Annotated in this window: 14 protein-coding genes; 7 read left to right on the top strand and 7 right to left on the bottom strand. The window is 73.3% G+C overall.

What is annotated here, in order from left to right:
* Positions 1-29 precede the first annotated feature (29 nt).
* The 4 genes from F9C41_RS15335 to F9C41_RS15320 form a co-directional block, all read right to left on the bottom strand.
* Positions 30-905, bottom strand: coding sequence for an SCO6745 family protein (locus F9C41_RS15335; protein ID WP_155387427.1), 876 nt, complete (start codon positions 903-905; stop codon positions 30-32).
* A gap of 218 nt (positions 906-1,123) precedes the next feature.
* Entirely contained in the window at positions 1,124-1,903 is a 780-nt protein-coding gene (locus F9C41_RS15330) for an SAM hydrolase/SAM-dependent halogenase family protein (protein ID WP_155387426.1), read from the bottom strand.
* 35 nt (positions 1,904-1,938) lie between these two features.
* Positions 1,939-3,222, bottom strand: coding sequence for an acyltransferase family protein (locus tag F9C41_RS15325; RefSeq protein ID WP_155387425.1), 1,284 nt, complete (start codon positions 3,220-3,222; stop codon positions 1,939-1,941).
* Positions 3,223-3,318: 96 nt separating this feature from the next.
* Positions 3,319-7,764, bottom strand: a complete 4,446-nt coding sequence (locus F9C41_RS15320; protein WP_155387424.1) for an ATP-dependent helicase — start codon at positions 7,762-7,764, stop codon at positions 3,319-3,321.
* Positions 7,765-7,981: 217 nt separating this feature from the next.
* On the opposite strand from F9C41_RS15320, the gene F9C41_RS15315 reads away from it, so the two are divergent.
* Complete coding sequence (locus tag F9C41_RS15315) at positions 7,982-8,356, top strand: hypothetical protein (protein WP_120318590.1); 375 nt, start codon at positions 7,982-7,984, stop codon at positions 8,354-8,356.
* A gap of 237 nt (positions 8,357-8,593) precedes the next feature.
* Here F9C41_RS15315 and leuE read toward each other — a convergent pair whose 3' ends face one another.
* Both leuE and F9C41_RS15305 read right to left on the bottom strand, forming a co-directional pair.
* The gene (leuE, locus tag F9C41_RS15310) at positions 8,594-9,250 is read right to left on the bottom strand and encodes a leucine efflux protein LeuE (protein ID WP_155387423.1); all 657 of its coding nucleotides are present in this window, start codon (positions 9,248-9,250) and stop codon (positions 8,594-8,596) included.
* Positions 9,251-9,367: 117 nt separating this feature from the next.
* Entirely contained in the window at positions 9,368-10,606 is a 1,239-nt protein-coding gene (locus F9C41_RS15305) for a bifunctional pyridoxamine 5'-phosphate oxidase family protein/GNAT family N-acetyltransferase (RefSeq protein WP_155387539.1), read from the bottom strand.
* A gap of 88 nt (positions 10,607-10,694) precedes the next feature.
* Between F9C41_RS15305 and F9C41_RS15300 the strand changes: the two genes are divergently transcribed.
* Positions 10,695-12,026: an aminotransferase class I/II-fold pyridoxal phosphate-dependent enzyme gene (locus F9C41_RS15300; protein WP_155387422.1), complete on the top strand. Its 1,332-nt coding sequence runs from the start codon at positions 10,695-10,697 to the stop codon at positions 12,024-12,026.
* Positions 12,027-12,111: 85 nt separating this feature from the next.
* Here the strand turns inward: F9C41_RS15300 and F9C41_RS15295 are convergent, their stop codons facing one another.
* Positions 12,112-12,417, bottom strand: a complete 306-nt coding sequence (locus F9C41_RS15295) for a TFIIB-type zinc ribbon-containing protein (RefSeq protein ID WP_155387421.1) — start codon at positions 12,415-12,417, stop codon at positions 12,112-12,114.
* A gap of 84 nt (positions 12,418-12,501) precedes the next feature.
* On the opposite strand from F9C41_RS15295, the gene F9C41_RS15290 reads away from it, so the two are divergent.
* From F9C41_RS15290 to F9C41_RS15270, 5 genes are all read left to right on the top strand, one after another.
* Positions 12,502-13,008, top strand: coding sequence for a GNAT family N-acetyltransferase (locus F9C41_RS15290; protein ID WP_155387420.1), 507 nt, complete (start codon positions 12,502-12,504; stop codon positions 13,006-13,008).
* A gap of 195 nt (positions 13,009-13,203) precedes the next feature.
* Positions 13,204-14,481: an MFS transporter gene (locus tag F9C41_RS15285; protein WP_230689616.1), complete on the top strand. Its 1,278-nt coding sequence runs from the start codon at positions 13,204-13,206 to the stop codon at positions 14,479-14,481.
* Positions 14,482-14,485: 4 nt separating this feature from the next.
* Complete coding sequence (locus tag F9C41_RS15280) at positions 14,486-14,686, top strand: DUF3046 domain-containing protein (RefSeq protein ID WP_120318595.1); 201 nt, start codon at positions 14,486-14,488, stop codon at positions 14,684-14,686.
* Between the two features lie 216 nt (positions 14,687-14,902).
* The gene (recA, locus tag F9C41_RS15275; protein WP_155387537.1) at positions 14,903-15,952 is read left to right on the top strand and encodes a recombinase RecA; all 1,050 of its coding nucleotides are present in this window, start codon (positions 14,903-14,905) and stop codon (positions 15,950-15,952) included.
* 28 nt (positions 15,953-15,980) lie between these two features.
* On the top strand, positions 15,981-16,676 hold the full coding sequence (locus F9C41_RS15270) for a regulatory protein RecX (RefSeq protein WP_155387419.1): 696 nt from the start codon (positions 15,981-15,983) through the stop codon (positions 16,674-16,676).
* Positions 16,677-16,763: the final 87 nt, after the last annotated feature.

Below are 16,763 nucleotides of genomic sequence, written 5' to 3'. Positions count from 1 at the left end.
GGCCGCCCGCTGCCTCACTTCGGGGAGCGTCAGCGCCGTGCGCCGAGGCCCAGCGTGCTCTGCCGGGGGAAGATCCCCGAGCGGGCCAGGGTGACCGCGGCCGGCCCGACCAGCTGAGCGAGCCTGCCGGCACCCGCCGGGCCCAGGGCCCGCCACGGACCGGCGGCCAGTTCATCAGTGATGCGCTCGACCTCGGCCCGCCCGGCCTGTCCCGCGTCGGTGGCCTGTCCTTCCGCGTCGAGCCAGCCCCGTGCGGTCAGTCGCTGCTGCGCGGCCCGCCACTCGCCGACCGTCCAGCCCCGGCTGGCGAAGACCTCGACCGGCGCCGCGCCCACCGCCGCGAACGACACCAGTGCCTCGCACGGGTCCAGCCCGGCCGTGAGCAGCGCCGCGAGGTGCCCGTCGCCGCGGTGCTCGCGCAGCACCGACGCGGCGTGCCAGAGCGCCACGTGCGGCTCGTCCGGCCACGGCAGGTCGGCGTTGGCGGCGGCCAGCGGGCGGCCCGCGGTGACGGCGGCCTGCGCGGCGCGGCGGGCGAGCACGGCGGCCTCGGCCAGTTCCGGGCTGTCGACGAAGTCCGGGAGCAGTGCACGCAGGGTGCGGTCGACGGCCCGGAGCCGTGCGGCCAGCACCTTGTCCGGCGTGGCCGTCTCCCAGATCGCGGGGACGTAGGTGCGGATCATGGCGGGGCTGAAGCTGTAGTAGGTCGCGGCGACCAGCTCAGGACCGGCCGCGCCGAGCGGCGCGGACCGCCACGCGAAGTAGCTCGACCAGCGGCTCCCGGTGTCGTAACCCAGCGCCGCGGCCTCCTCGTCGGCCTGGGGCGCGAAGTAGATCGCCGCGTGCACCGGTTCCAGCACCTGCCACATCTGACGCACCAGCGCCGGGGGCACCATCTCGGACATCGCCGTCCCTCCCTCATCTCGTGACACCCAGAATGCATCTTGACGTCGACAAGATTTCCACGACCCACCTATCTTGTCAACGCCTAGATCATCGGCGCATGCCACTCACCGCCCGTAGTGGGCGCCCTGCGGATCGATCATGAAGTTAGGGGAGCGACACGCCGTCGAACCTGCCCATAAGTTCATGATCAACGCGAGGCGGGGCGGGGGAGGGTGGGTCAGGTGATGCGGACGAGGTCGCCGGGGGTTACGGCGAGCATGACGGCGGCGCGGCCGCCGTTGACGGCGATGGCGACGCGGTCGGCGGAGTCGGCGAAGACGACCAGGCCGCCGGAAGGGGCGTCGGCGAAGGTGGTGCCGCGGATCGCCCGGCAGCCGCCGACGGTGAGCCGGTCGGGGAGCAGTTCGAGGGTCGAGCCGGCGGCGGCGAGCTGCACGTTGCCGAAGCGGTCGACGGTCAGCACCTCGGCCTCCAGCCAGCCGTCGCCCCAGGCCACCACCGGCTCGGGCAGCTGGACCAGGCTGTCCGGCGCGACCGCCGGGCCCGCGTCGGCCGGGTCCGCGCCGCGGGCCAGCCGGGCCGCCACCGGGGCGAAGACGTCGCGGCCGTGGAAGGTGCGCGACACGCTCGGGGCGAACCAGTCCTCGCTGGCCAGCTCGTACGCCGCCGATGGGCCGCCGAGCGCCTGTGCGGCCCAGACGAGCAAACCGTTGTCGGGGCCGACGAGCAGCCCGCGCGGGGTCTGCACGACGACTGCCCGGCGCGGGGTGCCGACGCCCGGGTCGACGACCGCGAGGTGGACCGCGTCGGGCAGGTACGGCACCGTCTGCGCCAGGACCGCCGCGCCACGGGTGACGTCGCCGGGCGCGATCAGGTGCGTGACGTCGATGACGCGGGCGGCCGGAGCGAAACGGGCGATCGTGCCGCGGCAGGCGGCGACGAAACCGTCCGACAGCCCGTAGTCGGTCGTGAACGAGATGTAGTCGTATCCGGGCATGCCTATGAAGGTAGACCGATCCGGCCCGTTGTCCACTATGGCCGCCGCGGCGAGCCGATCTCCTCCGACGTGTCCGCGCCGGCCCGCTCGGCGTCCGCGCCGTCCGGCGACGCCTGGCCGGGCCCGGCGGCCCCGCCCGTGGTCGCCGGGCTGCCCCCACCGGAACCGTCGAGCGCCTGCCCGCGCTGGGCGGGGACGGCGGCCTGGGCGGTGGCCGCCCGGTTCGCCGCGCCACGGCGCTGGATCCTGCGGAACAGCAGCAGCACCGGGATGGTGCAGATCAGCGGGCCGATGATGGCCAGCGGCCGGGTCAGCCACCAGCCCAGGTCGACGTCGGCGGGCTTGTCCATGTCGTAGCGCAGCCACAGCCAGGTCAGGAACAGGAACAGCGCCATGCCGGTGGTGTGCACCAGGTAGAGCGGCAGCGAGAACTCGTTGATCAGCTCGTTGAGGCGCTTCCAGCGCGGGCGTTCCAGCAGGATCTGCATCCGTGGCCGCATCAGCTCGGCGAAGCCGATCTGGAACAGCAGCAGCGCCACGATGACGAAGGTGGGCGGGGCCATGTTCGAGAAGCGCTCGCCCGGCACGCCGACCATGGAGCCCGGATAGAGTCCCGATCCGACGAGCCCGGTCAGGCCGAACAGCCCGGCCCAGAGCAGCGCCCAGTCGTTGCGGCGGGGTGAGTCGACGACGTTCTGGTAGAAGAAGCCGGCCTGGTGGGCCAGGCCCCACACCAGCACCATGTTGAGCCAGCCGATGTCCTCCATGCCCTTGCCGAAGCGGGCCACGTCGACCACCATCGCCGCGCCCGCCAGCCACACCAGGGCCAGCAGTCCCGCCTTGCGGTGCAGCCACAGGCCGACCGGCAGCAGGGCGATCAGCATCAGGTAGACCCCGAGGAACCACAGCGGGCTGACCACGAGCTTCACCGCCCGGCCGACGCCGGTGAGGTTGAAGTAGCTGCCGATCAGGCCGCCGAGCGCGATCCATACCAGCAGCACGATGCCGGCCGGGATGAGCAGCTGGCGCATGCGCCGCCAGACGAACGCGCCCATGCTGACCCCGCGCGCCTGGGCCCGCTCCCAGCTGCGGATGTGCACGAAGCCGCCGATGAAGAAGAACAGGGGCATGACCTGGAACAGCCAGGTGGCCAGCCACAGCCCGCGGGTGAAGCCGAGCGGGCTGGTGGCGTGCGGGCCGTCGGCGCGCCAGTCGAGGATCGTGAACGCCCAATGCCAGACCACGACCACGATCAGGCTCAACGCCCGGAGGAAGTCCACATAGGTGTCTCGGCGCGCGGGGGCGGCGGCGATGGTCATGAACCGCAGCATGCCACCGGCGCGGCGCGACCCGCCAGCGCGAATCCGACACGGGTTTCCCCGGTCTTTCCCTGATGGCCGCCTCGGGGACCGCCCTCAGCCGCGTAGCCGCAGCCCACGAGGAGTGATCCGGAACCCGGCCGCCTCCAGCGCCGCGCCCAGCGGGCTGCCGGTGACGGACTCGCCGTCGGCCCGCTCCACGGTCAGCGGCCCCAGCGCCCCGCTGGTCACCGCCTCGGTGAGCGACGCCGCGGCGGCCGCCATGACCGCCTCGTCGTCACTGAAGGAGAGCAGGGTACGGCCGCCGCGTTCGACGTACAGCGCGAGCGCTCCGGCGACGAGGACGACCAGCGCGCCCGCCTTGCGGCCGGGGCGGTGGCCCTCGGTGTTGTGCGGCCAGGGCAGCGCCGCGCCGTAGGGGTTGGCGGGGTCGGTGGCGGCCAGCACGAGCGCCCGGGGTGCGCCGTCGCGGGTGTCGGCGTACGACCGCAGCCGGTCCACCGCCCCCGGCAGCGCGAACTGCGCCGCGCCGAGCCCCTCGACGAAGTAGCCGCGCCGGGCCGCGCCCCGGTCCTCCAGGGCGGCCAGCACGGGGTAGACCGCGGCGAACCCGCCGGGCTGGTTCTCGGCGGCGACCGCGCCGCGGATCACCACGCCGTATCGCTCCAGCAGCGCATCGGCGAGGGCCGCCGCCCGTGCGGTGGGGTCGGTGTCCCGCTCGCCGAGCGCGTGCCAACGGCCGGCCGCCGCGGGCAGGTGTGCCGGGCCCCGGGCGGCGGCGAGCGAGCGGCCCCCGGTCAGGCTGGGCCGTCGGTAACGGGCCCGGCCCGGGGTGGGCTTGGCCCGGTGCGCGCCGCCACCGGACAGCCGCGCCCGCACCGGGGCGAGGGTGTCGTTGCCGACCAGCCCGGCCCAGACCAGGTCCCACAGCGCGGCCAGCAGTTCGTCGTGCTCGGCTTCGACCTGGTCGGCGAGCTGCCGGAAGAACAGGGCTCCGCCGCCCAGGGCGGACAGCAGCGCCTCGTGCACGCCGGTCAGGGCCAGTTCGGCGGGCGGGGGCAGCAGCAGCGGGGCGGCGTCGGCGAAGGCCAGCACGATCCAGCCGTCGCTGCCGCCGATCGGCCCGGCGCCGGCCCAGACCACCTCGCCGGTGGCGCACAGTTCGTCCAGGTAGGAGGGCCGGTAGTCGGCGACCCGGGCGGGCAGCACGAGACGTTCCAGGGCCGAGGCGGGCACCGGCACGCCCTGGATCTGGTCGATGGCGGCGGCGACCGCGTCGATGCCCTCGCTGCGCCGCCCGATGTGCTGCCAGGCGGGTAGGAAGCGGCCCAGCACCTCCGGCGGCACCGGCTCGATCTCCTTGCGCAGCGCGGCCAGGCTGCGCCGGCGCAGCGTACGCAGCACCTCCGCGTCGCACCACTCGACGAACCCGCCGTCCGACGATGCGGTGAACTCGCCCTGCACCAGCCGCCCCGAGGCGGACAGCCGCCGCAGCGTGTGCTCGACCACCGCCACGCCGAGCCCGAACCGGATCGCGCAGTCGTCGGCGCGGAACGGGCCGTGCGTGCGCGCATACCGGCTCATCAGGTCCAGCAGCGGATCGGCGACCGCGGCGGTGTACGCGGCGGGCAGGCCGGGCGGCAGGGCCACCCCGAGCGCGTCCCGGTAGCGTCCGGCGTCCTCGGCGATGATGAAGCGCTCCTGTCCGGCGACCCGGACCGCCAGGATGCGGCCGGTGCGGGCCAGCTCGTCGAGCCAGCCGCCTTCCACGCCGCGCTCGGCCAGCTCGCCGGGGGACAGGTCGCCGAGCTGGCGCAGCATCTCCACGGTGTCCTCGGCGTCGCGCACCCGCCGGTCTACCCAGCGCAGCCGCAGCGCGGTCGCCTCGATGACCGCCGGGTCGAGCAGCTCGCGCAGCTCCACCCGGCCCAGCAGCTCGCCGAGCAGCGTCGGGTCCAGGGAGAGCGCGGCCGCCCGGCGCTCGGCCAGCGGCGTGTCCTCGCCGTACAGGAACGCGCCGACGTAGCCGAACAGCAGCGAGCGAGCGAACGGGGACGGCTGCGGGGTGGACACCTCGATCATGCGGATCTTCCGTGAGGCGATGTCGCGCATCATCGCGGCCAGCGACGGCAGGTCGAACACGTCGCGCAGGCACTCCCGGGCGGCTTCCAGGGTCACCGGGAAGTCCGGATACTCCCGCGCGACGTCGAGCAACTGGGCGGCGCGCTGGCGCTGCTGCCACAGCGGCTGGCGCCGGCCCGGGTCGCGCCGCGGCAGCAGCAGCGAGCGGGCCGCGCACTCGCGGAACCGGGACGCGAACAGCGCCGAACCGCCGACCGTCTCGGCGACCAGCGGCTCGATCTCGTCGGCGTCGAAGGCGAACAGGTCCGCGCCCGGCGGCTCCTCCGCGGTCTCCGGCAGCCGGATCACGATGCCGTCGTCGGCCGCGTGCACCTGCGCGTCCACGCCGTAGCGCTCGCGCAGCCGCTGCCCGATGGCCAGTGCCCACGGCGCGTTGACCGGCGCGCCGAGCACGTTGTGCAGCACGATGCGCCAGTCGCCCAGCTCGTCGCGGAAGCGCTCGACCAGCACGGTCCGGTCGTCCGGCAGGTGCCGGGTCGCCGCGCGCTGCTCCTCCAGGTATGCGGTCAGGTTGCCCACCGCGGACGGGTCGAGACTTTCCATGTGGGCCGGATTGCGCAAGAACTCGCCCAGCGCCTTGCCCAGCGCCACCGGCCGTCCGGCCTGGTCGCCCTTCCAGAACGGCAGCCGCGCGGGCTGGCCCGGGGCGGGGGAGACCAGCACCCGGTCGGGCGTGATGTCCTCGATCCGCCAGGAGCTGGTGCCCAGCGCGAACACGTCGCCGACGCGGGATTCGTACACCATCTCCTCGTCCAGCTCGCCGACCCGCGACGCCTTCTCCGACCCGGCGAGGAAGACGCCGAACAGGCCGCGGTCGGGGATGGTGCCGCCGGAGGTGACGGCCAGGCGCTGGTTGCCGGGGCGGCCGGTGAGCCGGTCGGCGGCGCGGTCCCAGACGATGCGCGGGCGCAGCTCGGCGAAGGCCGTCGACGGGTAGCGCCCGGCGAGCATGTCGAGCACCGCGTGCAGCGCCGACTCGGGCAGCGCGGCGAACGGCGCGGCCCGGCGCACCAGCGCGGCCAGCTCGGCGACGGTCCACTCGTCCAGCGCCGTCATCGCCACGATGTGCTGCGCCAGCACGTCCAGCGGGCTGTGCGGGAAGGCCAGCGGCTCCAGCCGGCCCGCGGTCATCCGGTTCGCCACCACGGCACAGGACAGCAGGTCGCCGCGGTGCGTCGGGAAAACCACCCCGCGCGAGACCGCGCCGACCTGGTGCCCGGCCCGGCCCACCCGCTGCAGCCCCGCCGCCACACTGGGCGGCGCGCCGACCTGAACGACCAGGTCGACCGCGCCCATGTCGATGCCGAGTTCGAGGCTGGAGGTGGCCACCACGGCGGGCAGCCGCCCGGACTTGAGCTCCTCCTCGATCTGCTTGCGCTCCTCCTTGGAGACCGAGCCGTGGTGCGCGCGGGCGATCTGCGGCGGTGCGCCGTACCCGGCGCCGGACTGGGCCATGATCTGCGCGGGTGGCGGCACGGCCGTGACCAGGTGCTCGGCCGCCAGCTCGTTGAGCCGGGCGCAGAGGCGCTCGGCCCCGCGGCGGGAGTTGGTGAAGACGATGGTGCTGCGATGCTGCCCGATCAGCTCGAACACCCGCTCCTCGACCGCGGGCCAGATGGAGGCCCGGCGCGGGCCCTCGTCGTCGGCCCGGCCCTCGTCGAGCGAGGTCATGTCCTCGACCGGCACCTCGACGCTGACCTCGATGGTCTTGGCGGACTTCGGCTGCACCACGTGCACCGGCGCGGCCCCGCCCAGGAACTGCGCCGCCGCCTCGACCGGCTCGACCGTCGCCGACAGGCCGATCCGCTGCGCGGGCTTGGCCAGCAGCGCATCGAGGCGCTCCAGGGACAGGGCCAGGTGCGCGCCGCGCTTGGTGCCGGTGACCGCGTGCACCTCGTCGATGATCACGGTTTCCACGCCCCGCAGCGACTCCCGCGCCTGCGAAGTGAGCAGCAGGAACAGCGACTCCGGCGTGGTGATCAGGATGTCGGGCGGGCGTCGGTGGAAGGTGCGGCGTTCGTCCGCGGGAGTGTCGCCCGTACGCATGCCGACCGTGATGTCCGGTTCCTTCAGCCCGAGGCGGGCCGCGGCGTGCCGGATGCCGGTGAGCGGGGTGCGCAGGTTGCGCTCGACGTCGACGGCCAGGGCCTTCAGGGGGCTGACGTAGAGCACCCGGCAGCGGCGGGTCGGATCCTCGGGCAGCGGCTCGTGGGCGAGCCGGTCCAGCGCCCACAGGAACGCCGCGAGCGTCTTGCCCGAGCCCGTCGGGGCCACCACCAGGGCGTGGTCGCCGGCGCTGACGGCCTTCCACGCGCCCGCCTGGGCCGGGGTGGGCGCGGCGAAGGCCGCATCGAACCAGGCCTGCGTGGCAGGGCCGAACGGGGCGGCGGGCGTATTCATCACCGACCATCCTGCCCCCCGCCACCGACAATCGCCCGGCGCTCGGGCCCGGTCTCCAACGGGTGATGCCGCAGGTGAGGCGTTAGCCACACTCCCCGCAGGGGTAGGCCCAGTGGATGAGACGGTTTCGTTGGGAGTCTTGCCCGGATGCGCCCGAATCACGTACCGTCTTGCTCACGATGAGTAGTCCATCGAACACGGTGTGCGGAGGGTGAGCATGACCGAACGACAGACCACACCGGCCGTCGACAGGAAGAACAGCCGCCACGAATCGGACGTCCTGCTGCGCCAGCTCGACGGGCACCTCGCCCGGCTGCAGGCAGGCCAGTCCCAGCACTCCGGCCACGAACTGGCCCTGGCCGAGCGCATCGCCGCGCACCTGCGCCAGCTGATCCGCGACACGGTGCGTGCCAGCGCCGTCGACCGGGCCCGCGTGCGCGCAGCCGTGCACTACTTCGTGGTGCGCAACCGCGATGCCCGGCACCCGCACACGCACGCCCGCCCCGCGCACGTCGACGTGTGGGTGGTCAACGACATCATCCGCGACCTCGGTCGCCATGACCTGCTGATCCCGGAGCCGGCCGTCGCCTGAGCCCCGTCTGACCTGCCGCACGTGCGACCGGCCCAGCGCCGACCGCCGTTTTTTATGGCCTGCGGCCCCGTCTTGTCATAGACGTTGGCCTATCTGGATGAGTTCGATCGTCGAATTGTCATCCGGATAGGCCAACGTCTTTTTGTGGGTACGCGCCTGGCGCGCTCCGGCACGGGCGGGCCTGACGGGTCGCGGGTTGCCGGGGCGACACGGGTGCGGTGCGACGGGGTGTGGTGGTCAGCTCAGGGATGAGGTGGCGAGCTTGACGCCGAAGCCGACGAACAGCGCGCCGATGGCGCTGGTGCCGGCCGCGGCCAGCCGGCGGCGGCTGCGGAACGCGGCGGCCAGCCGGTTGCCGCTGAAGATCAGCACGCTGAGGTAGAGGGCGCTGCAGATCTGCACGATGATCGCCAGCAGCAGGAACGACAACGCCGGGTACGCGTATCCCGGGTCGACGAACTGGATGAAGAACGAGATGAAGAACAGGATCGCCTTCGGGTTCATCAGGCTGATCGTGAACGCCCGCCGGAACGGGTTCTCCGCCTTGGGCTCGGGCTCGGGCGTGCTCGCCGCGACCCGGCCCGCCGACCGGTCCCGCCAGCTGCGGATCGCGCCGACCAGCATCTTGACCCCGACGAAGCCGAGGTAGGCGGCGCCGGCGTACTTGACGACCATGAACAGGGCGGGCACGGCGCGCAGCAGGGACGCCATGCCGGCCGCGGACACCAGCATGAGCACGCCGTCGCCGCAGAAGACGCCCATCGCGCCGCGGTAGCCCTGCCGCACCCCGCGCCGGGCCGCGACGGCCAGCACGTACAGCGAGTTCGGGCCGGGCAGCAGGACGATCGCGATCGTGCCGAGCACGTAGGTGTACAGGTCCGTAATGCCGAGCATGCCTTACATCTTCTCGCGAGTGGCCGCATCGTTACCTCGGCCGATAGGCCATCCCGGACGTGCCCTGCGTCACCCGCCCGTGACCCCACGGCCGAGCCGCCGCGAGGTGCCCCTCCGCTACGCGGAGCGATGGGCAGAGCTGCTACTCGTCTCGCTGACGCGAGCCGACGGCGCCCTTCCTTCGGTCAGGCGGGTGCGGGCGGTGGGCCAGTCGGCGGCGAGCATGGAGAAGGTGACGGTGTCGCGCCACTGGCCGTCGTGGTGCATGCGGTGGTGGCGCAGGGTGCCTTCGCGGACCGCGCCGAGGCGGGCGATGGCCGCCTGGGAGCGCTGGTTGTTGTGGTGGGTGTGCCACTCGACGCGTTCGGCCCCGAGGACGTCGAAGGCGCGTTCCAGCAGGAGCAGCTTGGACTCGGTGTTGACGCCGGTGCGCCAGGCCTTGCGGCCCAGGAAGGTGTGGCCGATGCCGAGCTGCCGCTGCTCGGTGTCGATGGCGTAGTACGAGGTGGTGCCGAGGACCTCGCCGGTGGCGGTGGACAGCTGCACCCAGGGGACCCGCCCGCCGCGTGCGTGCCCGGCCAGCGCGTCGGAGACGACGACGGCCATCTCCTCCCGGCTGCGCGGGGCGGGCTTGTACAGCCAGCGCCACACCTCGTCGTCGTTTCCGGCCGCGGCGTAAAGGCCGTCGACGTGGGACATGTCGAGCGGCTCCAGGGTCACCACGGAGCCGCGCAGCACCACGGGCTCGTGCCACGGGCCGCGGTCGGCGCGCAGGTAGGCGGGGGTGGGCACGGTGACGCCGGGGGCGGGTTCGGCCGGACCGGCGGTGACCTTGAGCGGCAGCACGCCCGCCCAGTACGGCAGGGCCAGGTCTTCCTCGTCGTCGCCGGCGGTGCCGGTGCGGGCGCGCACGGAGACCTCGTCCAGCGGCAGTGCCAGCAGCGCGGTCTGGGCCAGTTCCTTGGCCGACGGCGGGCGGGTGCGGGCGGCGTGGCCCTCGCCGATCTTCTCGGCGAGCGCGGTGAACACGCGCAGCTTCTCCTGCTCGTCGGTGACCAGGGTGGCGGTGCCGTGGGCGATGACCGAGCGGTAGTTGGCGCTGTGGTGGAACTGGGAGCGGGCCAGCACCAGGCCGTCCAGGTGGGTGACGCAGGCGGCGACCCGCAGCCCGGCGCGGGCTTCCAGGCCCATCCGGCCGCCGCTGGAGCCGTGCAGGTAGAGCGTGTCGTCGACGCGTATGTGCAGGGTGGGCAGGGCGCGAGGCGCGCCGTCGAGCACGAAGGAGAGGGTGCAGTGCCAGGCTTCGTCGAGGATCGCGTGCGCGGCGCTGCGCTCGTAGGACATGCGCTCGCGCATCCGCAGTGCGGTGGTGCGCGGGGTCTGCGGGTAGGTGGTCACGCCCGCCTCCTTGACTCGAGAAATGTACTAGTACATACTTTTGTTTGTGACAGTACGATATCCGATCACGGGAGGCACGGCAACGGCTATCGCGTCCTGTGTGGAGGAGGGCGTGCGCCGCGGCGCGCTCGCCCCCGGCGACGCGCTGCCCAGCGTGCGGGCGCTGGCCGAGGAGCTGTCCGTCAGCCCGGCCACCGTCGCGGCCGCCTACCAGCGGCTGCGTGACCGGGGGATCGTGGTGACCGCGGGCCGCCACGGCACCCGGGTGCGCCCGGTGACGCCGATCGCGACCGCCGGGACGGCCCGCGCCGTGCCGCTGCCCGCGGGCGTGCGCGACCTGACCGACGGTGAACCGGCCCCGGCGCTGCTGCCCGACCTCGCCCCGGTGCTGCGCCGCGTGGCCGACTCGATCGCCGGCGGTGCCGCCCCGCTGCGCTACGCCGATGCCGGGCCGCTGCCCGAACTGCTCGACCGCGCCCGCACCCGGCTGCCCGTGCTGCCGGAGGGTGCGGCGTACACCGTGGTCGGCGGGGCGCTGGACGGCATCGACCGGCTGCTCGGCGCCCGGTTGCGGGCCGGTGACCGGGTGGCGGTCGAGGATCCGGGCTGGGGCGCGCTGCTGAATCTGATCGCGGCGCTGGGCCTGGTTCCGGTCTCCATGCCGGTCGACGACCAGGGGCCGGTGCCCGACGGGGTGCGGGCCGCGGTCGCCGCCGGTGCCCGCGCCGCGGTGATCACGACCCGGGCGCAGAACCCGACCGGTGCGGCGGTGAGTGCGGCGCGGGCACGGGAGCTGCGGCCGCTGCTGCGCGACGTGTTCGTGATCGAGGACGACCACGCCGGTGAGCTGGCGGCGGTGCCGTCGTACCCGGTCGCGGGCGGGGCGCACTGGGCGTTCGTACGCAGTGCCAGCAAGCCCTACGGCCCCGACCTGCGCTGCGCGGTGATCGCGGGGGACCCGGAGACGGTGTCGCGGGTCGCGGGGCGGCTGCGGCTCGGGCCGGGCTGGGTGTCCGGGCTGCTCCAGCGCACCCTGCTGGGGCTGTGGCAGGACCCGGCGGCGGAGCGGGCGGTGGCGCAGGCCGGGCGGGTGTACGACGAACGCCGCGACGGCCTGGTCGACGCGTTACGGCGGCGGGGAGTCGCCGCGAGCGGGCGCACCGGGATCAACGTGTGGGTGCCGGTGGCCGACGAGACGGGCGCGGTGACCTCGCTGCGCGACGCCGGGTATGCGGTGGTCCCCGGGCACGTCTACCGCACCGCGACCGGGCCGGGGATCCGGATCACCATCGCGAGCCTGCGGGCCGAGGAGATCGAGCCCCTGGCCGCGGCGGTGGCCGCGGCCGTGCTCCCGCCCCCGGGCGCGGTGCTGCGCTGACGAGGGTTTTAAATAGACGCTGGCCTATCTGGATGAGTAATTCGCGATCGAAGTCATTCGGATAGGCCAGCGTCTATAGGATCGGTCAGCCGAAGAGGTCCTCGAAGAAGGACTCCTGCTTCTTGTGCTTCTTGTGGTGGCCGTGGTCGTCGTAACGGTGCTGGTCGTGCCGGGGGTACGAGGGGTCCTGGTAGCCGTGCTGCTGCGGCGGCGGGGGCGGCGGGGCGGCATGCTGCTGGTTGCCGTGCCAGGCGTTCTCGGCCGCGGTCAGTCGCTCCAGCTCACCGCGGTCGAGGAAGATGCCGCGGCACTCGCTGCACTGGTCGACGGTGACGCCGTTGCGCTCGTACTGCCGCATCTGTCCATGGCATTTCGGGCATGTCATCTGCATGCGGCAGAGCGTACCCACTCGCGTCCATAGTCGATCATGGGTAATCCGCGGGCCGGGAGGCGGAGCGGGCCGTACGGTGACGGCATGACGACGTTGCAGGGCGAGCGGGTCACGCTACGGCCGGCCGGCCCGCAGGACGTGGACGGCCTCGCCGCGATCCGGGCCACGCCGGAGGTCCGCGTCCGGTGGCAGGGCGACGACCTCGTCGCGGAGATCAAGGACGACCTGGCCGATCCCGATCTCGAACTGCTCGCCATCGAGCACGAGGGCCGGGTCGTCGGCGCCATCCAGTGGCACGAGGAGACCGACGCCATGTACCGCCACGCGGGCATGGACCTGTACCTCGACCCCGTGGTGCACGGCCGCGGCCTGGGCTCGGACGCCGTACGCACGCTGTCCCGGCACCTGATCCAGGAGCTGGGCCACCACCGGCTCGTCATCGACCCGGCCGCGGACAACACCGCGGCCATCGCCTGCTACGCCAAGGTCGGCTTCCAGCCGGTGGGCGTGATGCGCCGCTACGAACTCGGCTCCGACGGCTCCTGGCACGACGGCCTCCTGATGGACCTGCTCCCCGAGGACCTCCGCTAAACCGGCCGTCGTCGGTGGCCGGGGGCCGTTGGTCGGCTGCGGGGGAGATCGCTGTTTCGTGTCGAGAACTGCGGCTTGACCTGAGATTCCGGCACCGGACAGCGATCTTCGCCGGAACCCGGGGCGACGCGGGCCCGGGGGATCGGGCAAGGTAGGGCAAGCGCCCACACCCCTTACGCCCCCGGGAGCCCCCTCATGACGTCTGCTGTCGCCGTGCGCAGCGCGGTGCAGGTCAGGACCGTCCGCCTACTCATGGTCGTCGAGGTCGTCAGCGGCCTGGGCGTGGCCATGGGGATCTCGGTCGGCGCGCTGCTCACCCGGGCGATGGCGGGCACCGCCCTGTCCGGGGCGGCGCAGAGCGCGGCGGTCGTCGGCGGCGGCGTGCTGGCCGTGCCCGCCGCGGCGCTGATGAGCCGGTACGGCAGGCGCCCCGGCCTGGCCCTGTGCTACCTCACCGGCGCGGTGGGCGGGGTGGCGGTGCTGGCCTCGGCGCTACTCGACTCGATCCCGCTGCTGTTCGTCGGCTTCTTCCTGTTCGGCGCGGGCAGCACCGCGAAGCTGCAGTCCCGGTACGCCGCGACCGACCTGGCCGAGCCGCACCGCCGCGGTCGCCAGCTGTCGCTGGTGGTGTGGTCCACCACGCTCGGCGCGGTGATCGGCCCGAACCTGGCCTCCCCGCTGGGCGGGTCGCTGTCGCGGTTCGGCATCCCGGAGCTGGCCGGCCCGTTCGCCTTCGCGGCGGCGTCGTTCCTGCTCAGCGCGCTACTGCTCACCGTGTTCCTGCGCCCCGACCCGCTGCTGACGGCCCAGACCCTGGCGGTCGCGGACGCCGCGCCCGCCGCCGTGGTCGACGCGGCACGACCGCAGACGCTGGGCTCGGCGGCGCGGGCGGTGCTGGCCTCGCCCGCCGCCCGGCTCGGCATGGCCGCGATGGCGCTGGGCCACCTGGTCATGGTCGCGGTGATGGCGATGACGCCGGTGCACATCGGGGAGACGCACAGCGCCCCGGACACGCTGCGCATCGTCGGGTTCGTGCTGAGCGTGCACGTGGCCGGGATGTACGGGCTGTCGCCGGTGGTGGGGTGGCTCACCGACCGGGCGGGCCGGGTGCCGGTGATCCTGGGCGGGGTCGCGCTGCTGATCGCCGCGTGTGCGGTCGCCGCCGCCGCCGGCCACGACACGGCGTTGCTGACCACCGCGCTGCTGATGCTGGGGCTGGGCTGGTCCGGCACCATGGTCGCCGGGTCGACGCTGTTCACCGAATCGCTGCCGACCGCGGTCAAGGCCCGCGCGCAGGGCCTGTCCGACCTGGTCACCGGCCTGTCCGGGGCGAGTGCCGGGGTGCTGTCGGGGATCGTCGTCGAGCTGTCCGGGTACGCCGTGCTGGCCCTGCTCGCCGGGCTGGCCACGATCCCGCTGATCGCGCTGGCGCTGCGGCCGTCCACGCTCGCCGCGGTGAAGGTGGCAGACTAGCCCGATGCGACGGACCGACTTCTACGAGCGGCTGACCGAGGTCTTCGGCCCGGCCTACGCCGCCAGCGTCGCCGCCGACCAGGTGCTGCCGCAGCTGGGCGGGCGGACGATCGACACCGCCCTGGCCGACGGCGAGGAGGTGCACGTCATCTGGCGTGCCGTGTGCGACCAGTACGCCGAACGGGTGCCCGGCCGGCTCCGCTGACCGTTTGCGTGTGCGAGCACACCTACGGCGTGGCAGGATGGCGCTCGTACACGTGTTCGGCTATCGTCCACAACCAGTGCTAAAGCATGCCGCGGTTGTCCACAGGCCCGGCGTGCCCGTATCGCCTTTGTCGGACCCAGCGCCTAGCGTGTCGGCGTGACGAAGAAGGCTGCGAAGTCGGCGACTGACAGTGCCCTAAAAGAGGTGGCGACGAAGATGGCGGCTAATCCCGATAAGAGCAAGGCTCTCGACCTGGCGCTCGCCCAGATCGATAAGCAGTTCGGCAAGGGCTCGGTGATGCGTCTCGGCGATCGCCCGCACGTGCAGATGGCGATCATCCCCACCGGCTCCATCGCGCTGGACGTGGCGCTGGGCATCGGCGGCCTGCCGCGCGGGCGCATCGTCGAGATCTACGGCCCGGAGTCCAGCGGCAAGACCTCGCTGGCCCTGCACGCGATCGCGAACGTGCAGCGCGCCGGCGGCATCGCGGCGATCATCGACGCCGAGCACGCGCTCGACCCGGAGTACGCGAAGAACCTCGGCGTCGACACCGACGCCCTGCTGGTCTCCCAGCCCGACACCGGTGAGCAGGCGCTGGAGATCGCGGACATGCTGGTGCGCTCCGGCGCGCTGGACCTCATCGTGATCGACTCGGTGGCGGCGCTGGTGCCCCGCGCCGAGATCGAGGGCGAGATGGGCGACAGCCACGTCGGTCTGCAGGCCCGCCTGATGAGCCAGGCGCTGCGCAAGATGACCGGTGGCCTGCACGGCTCCAACACCACCGCGATCTTCATCAACCAGCTGCGCGAGAAGATCGGCGTCATGTTCGGCAGCCCGGAGACCACCACCGGTGGCAAGGCGCTGAAGTTCTACGCCTCGGTGCGCCTGGACATCCGCCGCATCGAGAGCCTGAAGGACGGCACCGAGGTCGTGGGTAACCGCACCCGGGTCAAGGTGGTCAAGAACAAGGTCGCCTCGCCGTTCAAGCAGGCCGAGTTCGACATCATGTACGGCAAGGGCATCTCGCGTGAGGGTTCGCTGATCGACGTCGGCGTCGAGCAGAACATCATCCGCAAGGCCGGCGCCTGGTACACGTACGAGGGCGACCAGCTGGGCCAGGGCAAGGAGAAGGCGCGCGAGTTCCTGAAGGAGAACCCGGACGTCGCGGCCGAGATCGAGAAGAAGATCCTGGAGAAGCTGGGCGTCGGCCAGTCGAGCGTGTCGGACGCCGCAGGCGGCCCGGCCCTGCCGCCGGTCGACTTCTGATCGACGCCTGAGCAGCTGACAGATCGTCATGGTGGGACGCCGTCGCGGTGCGCGCACCGGCCGGGGATGGGACGCGAAGCCGTCCGCCCCGGCCCGGCCAGCGCGCCCCGGCGACGACGGCTCGGCCGCGCCCGAGGCTGACGGCCCGGCCGAGGACGCCTCGCCCCGGGCGGAGCGGGCGGCGCGCCGGCAGGCACAACGTGATCCACATGAGCTGGCGCGGGAGATCTGCCTGCGCCAGCTCGCGGTGCGTCCGCGCACCCGGGCGGAGCTGGCCGCCGCGATGCGGGCCAAGGACGTGGCCGACGAGGTCGCCGAGGCGGTGCTCGACCGCTACGACGAGGTCGGCATGATCGACGATGCGGCGTTCGCGCGGGCCTGGGTGTCCAGCCGCCACCACGGCAAGGGACTGGCCTCCCGCGCGCTGGGCCAGGAGCTGCGGCGGCGCGGGGTCGACTCCGAAGTCGTCACCGAGGCGCTGGCGGAGCTGGACGACGAGACCCAGGCGCAGACGGCGTACGAGCTGGCGGTGCGCAAGCTGCGCACGACGCGGGGCGAGCCGGACGCGGTGTTCCGCCGCGTGGTGGGCGCGCTGGCGCGCAAGGGCTACCCGGGCGGGGTAGCGGTGCGTGCCGTGAAGGACGCCCTGGCCGCGCGCAGTGCCGAGGACGCGGAGCTGGCGGACCTGCTCGACCCCGATCTGTTCGACACGCCGGAGCAGTGATTTTCTCGGCCTTCGGTCAGGTTCGCGACACGCCGGACGGGGCGTCGGTTCGCCGGTCAGGTCACGGTTCGGCATCGACCACCTGCC

The sequence above is a fragment of the Catellatospora paridis genome, assembly GCF_009720365.1.
In the GTDB taxonomy this organism is placed as follows: domain Bacteria; phylum Actinomycetota; class Actinomycetes; order Mycobacteriales; family Micromonosporaceae; genus Catellatospora; species Catellatospora paridis.
Note: the sequence above shows the minus strand (reverse complement) of the source record. Positions and strands in the feature narration are given on the sequence as shown.

What these genes read in the sequence shown, in the direction of transcription:
- F9C41_RS15335 (WP_155387427.1), bottom strand. Translation starts at nt 905, where the DNA reads ATGTCCGAGATGGTGCCCCCGGCGCTGGTGCGTCAGATGTGGCAGGTG.
- F9C41_RS15330 (WP_155387426.1), bottom strand. Translation starts at nt 1,903, where the DNA reads ATGCCCGGATACGACTACATCTCGTTCACGACCGACTACGGGCTGTCG.
- F9C41_RS15325 (WP_155387425.1), bottom strand. Translation starts at nt 3,222, where the DNA reads ATGACCATCGCCGCCGCCCCCGCGCGCCGAGACACCTATGTGGACTTC.
- F9C41_RS15320 (WP_155387424.1), bottom strand. Translation starts at nt 7,764, where the DNA reads ATGAATACGCCCGCCGCCCCGTTCGGCCCTGCCACGCAGGCCTGGTTC.
- F9C41_RS15315 (WP_120318590.1), top strand. Translation starts at nt 7,982, where the DNA reads ATGACCGAACGACAGACCACACCGGCCGTCGACAGGAAGAACAGCCGC.
- leuE (WP_155387423.1), bottom strand. Translation starts at nt 9,250, where the DNA reads ATGCTCGGCATTACGGACCTGTACACCTACGTGCTCGGCACGATCGCG.
- F9C41_RS15305 (WP_155387539.1), bottom strand. Translation starts at nt 10,606, where the DNA reads ATGCGCGAGCGCATGTCCTACGAGCGCAGCGCCGCGCACGCGATCCTC.
- F9C41_RS15295 (WP_155387421.1), bottom strand. Translation starts at nt 12,417, where the DNA reads ATGCAGATGACATGCCCGAAATGCCATGGACAGATGCGGCAGTACGAG.
- F9C41_RS15290 (WP_155387420.1), top strand. Translation starts at nt 12,502, where the DNA reads ATGACGACGTTGCAGGGCGAGCGGGTCACGCTACGGCCGGCCGGCCCG.
- F9C41_RS15285 (WP_230689616.1), top strand. Translation starts at nt 13,204, where the DNA reads ATGACGTCTGCTGTCGCCGTGCGCAGCGCGGTGCAGGTCAGGACCGTC.
- F9C41_RS15280 (WP_120318595.1), top strand. Translation starts at nt 14,486, where the DNA reads ATGCGACGGACCGACTTCTACGAGCGGCTGACCGAGGTCTTCGGCCCG.
- recA (WP_155387537.1), top strand. Translation starts at nt 14,903, where the DNA reads ATGGCGGCTAATCCCGATAAGAGCAAGGCTCTCGACCTGGCGCTCGCC.
- F9C41_RS15270 (WP_155387419.1), top strand. Translation starts at nt 15,981, where the DNA reads ATGGTGGGACGCCGTCGCGGTGCGCGCACCGGCCGGGGATGGGACGCG.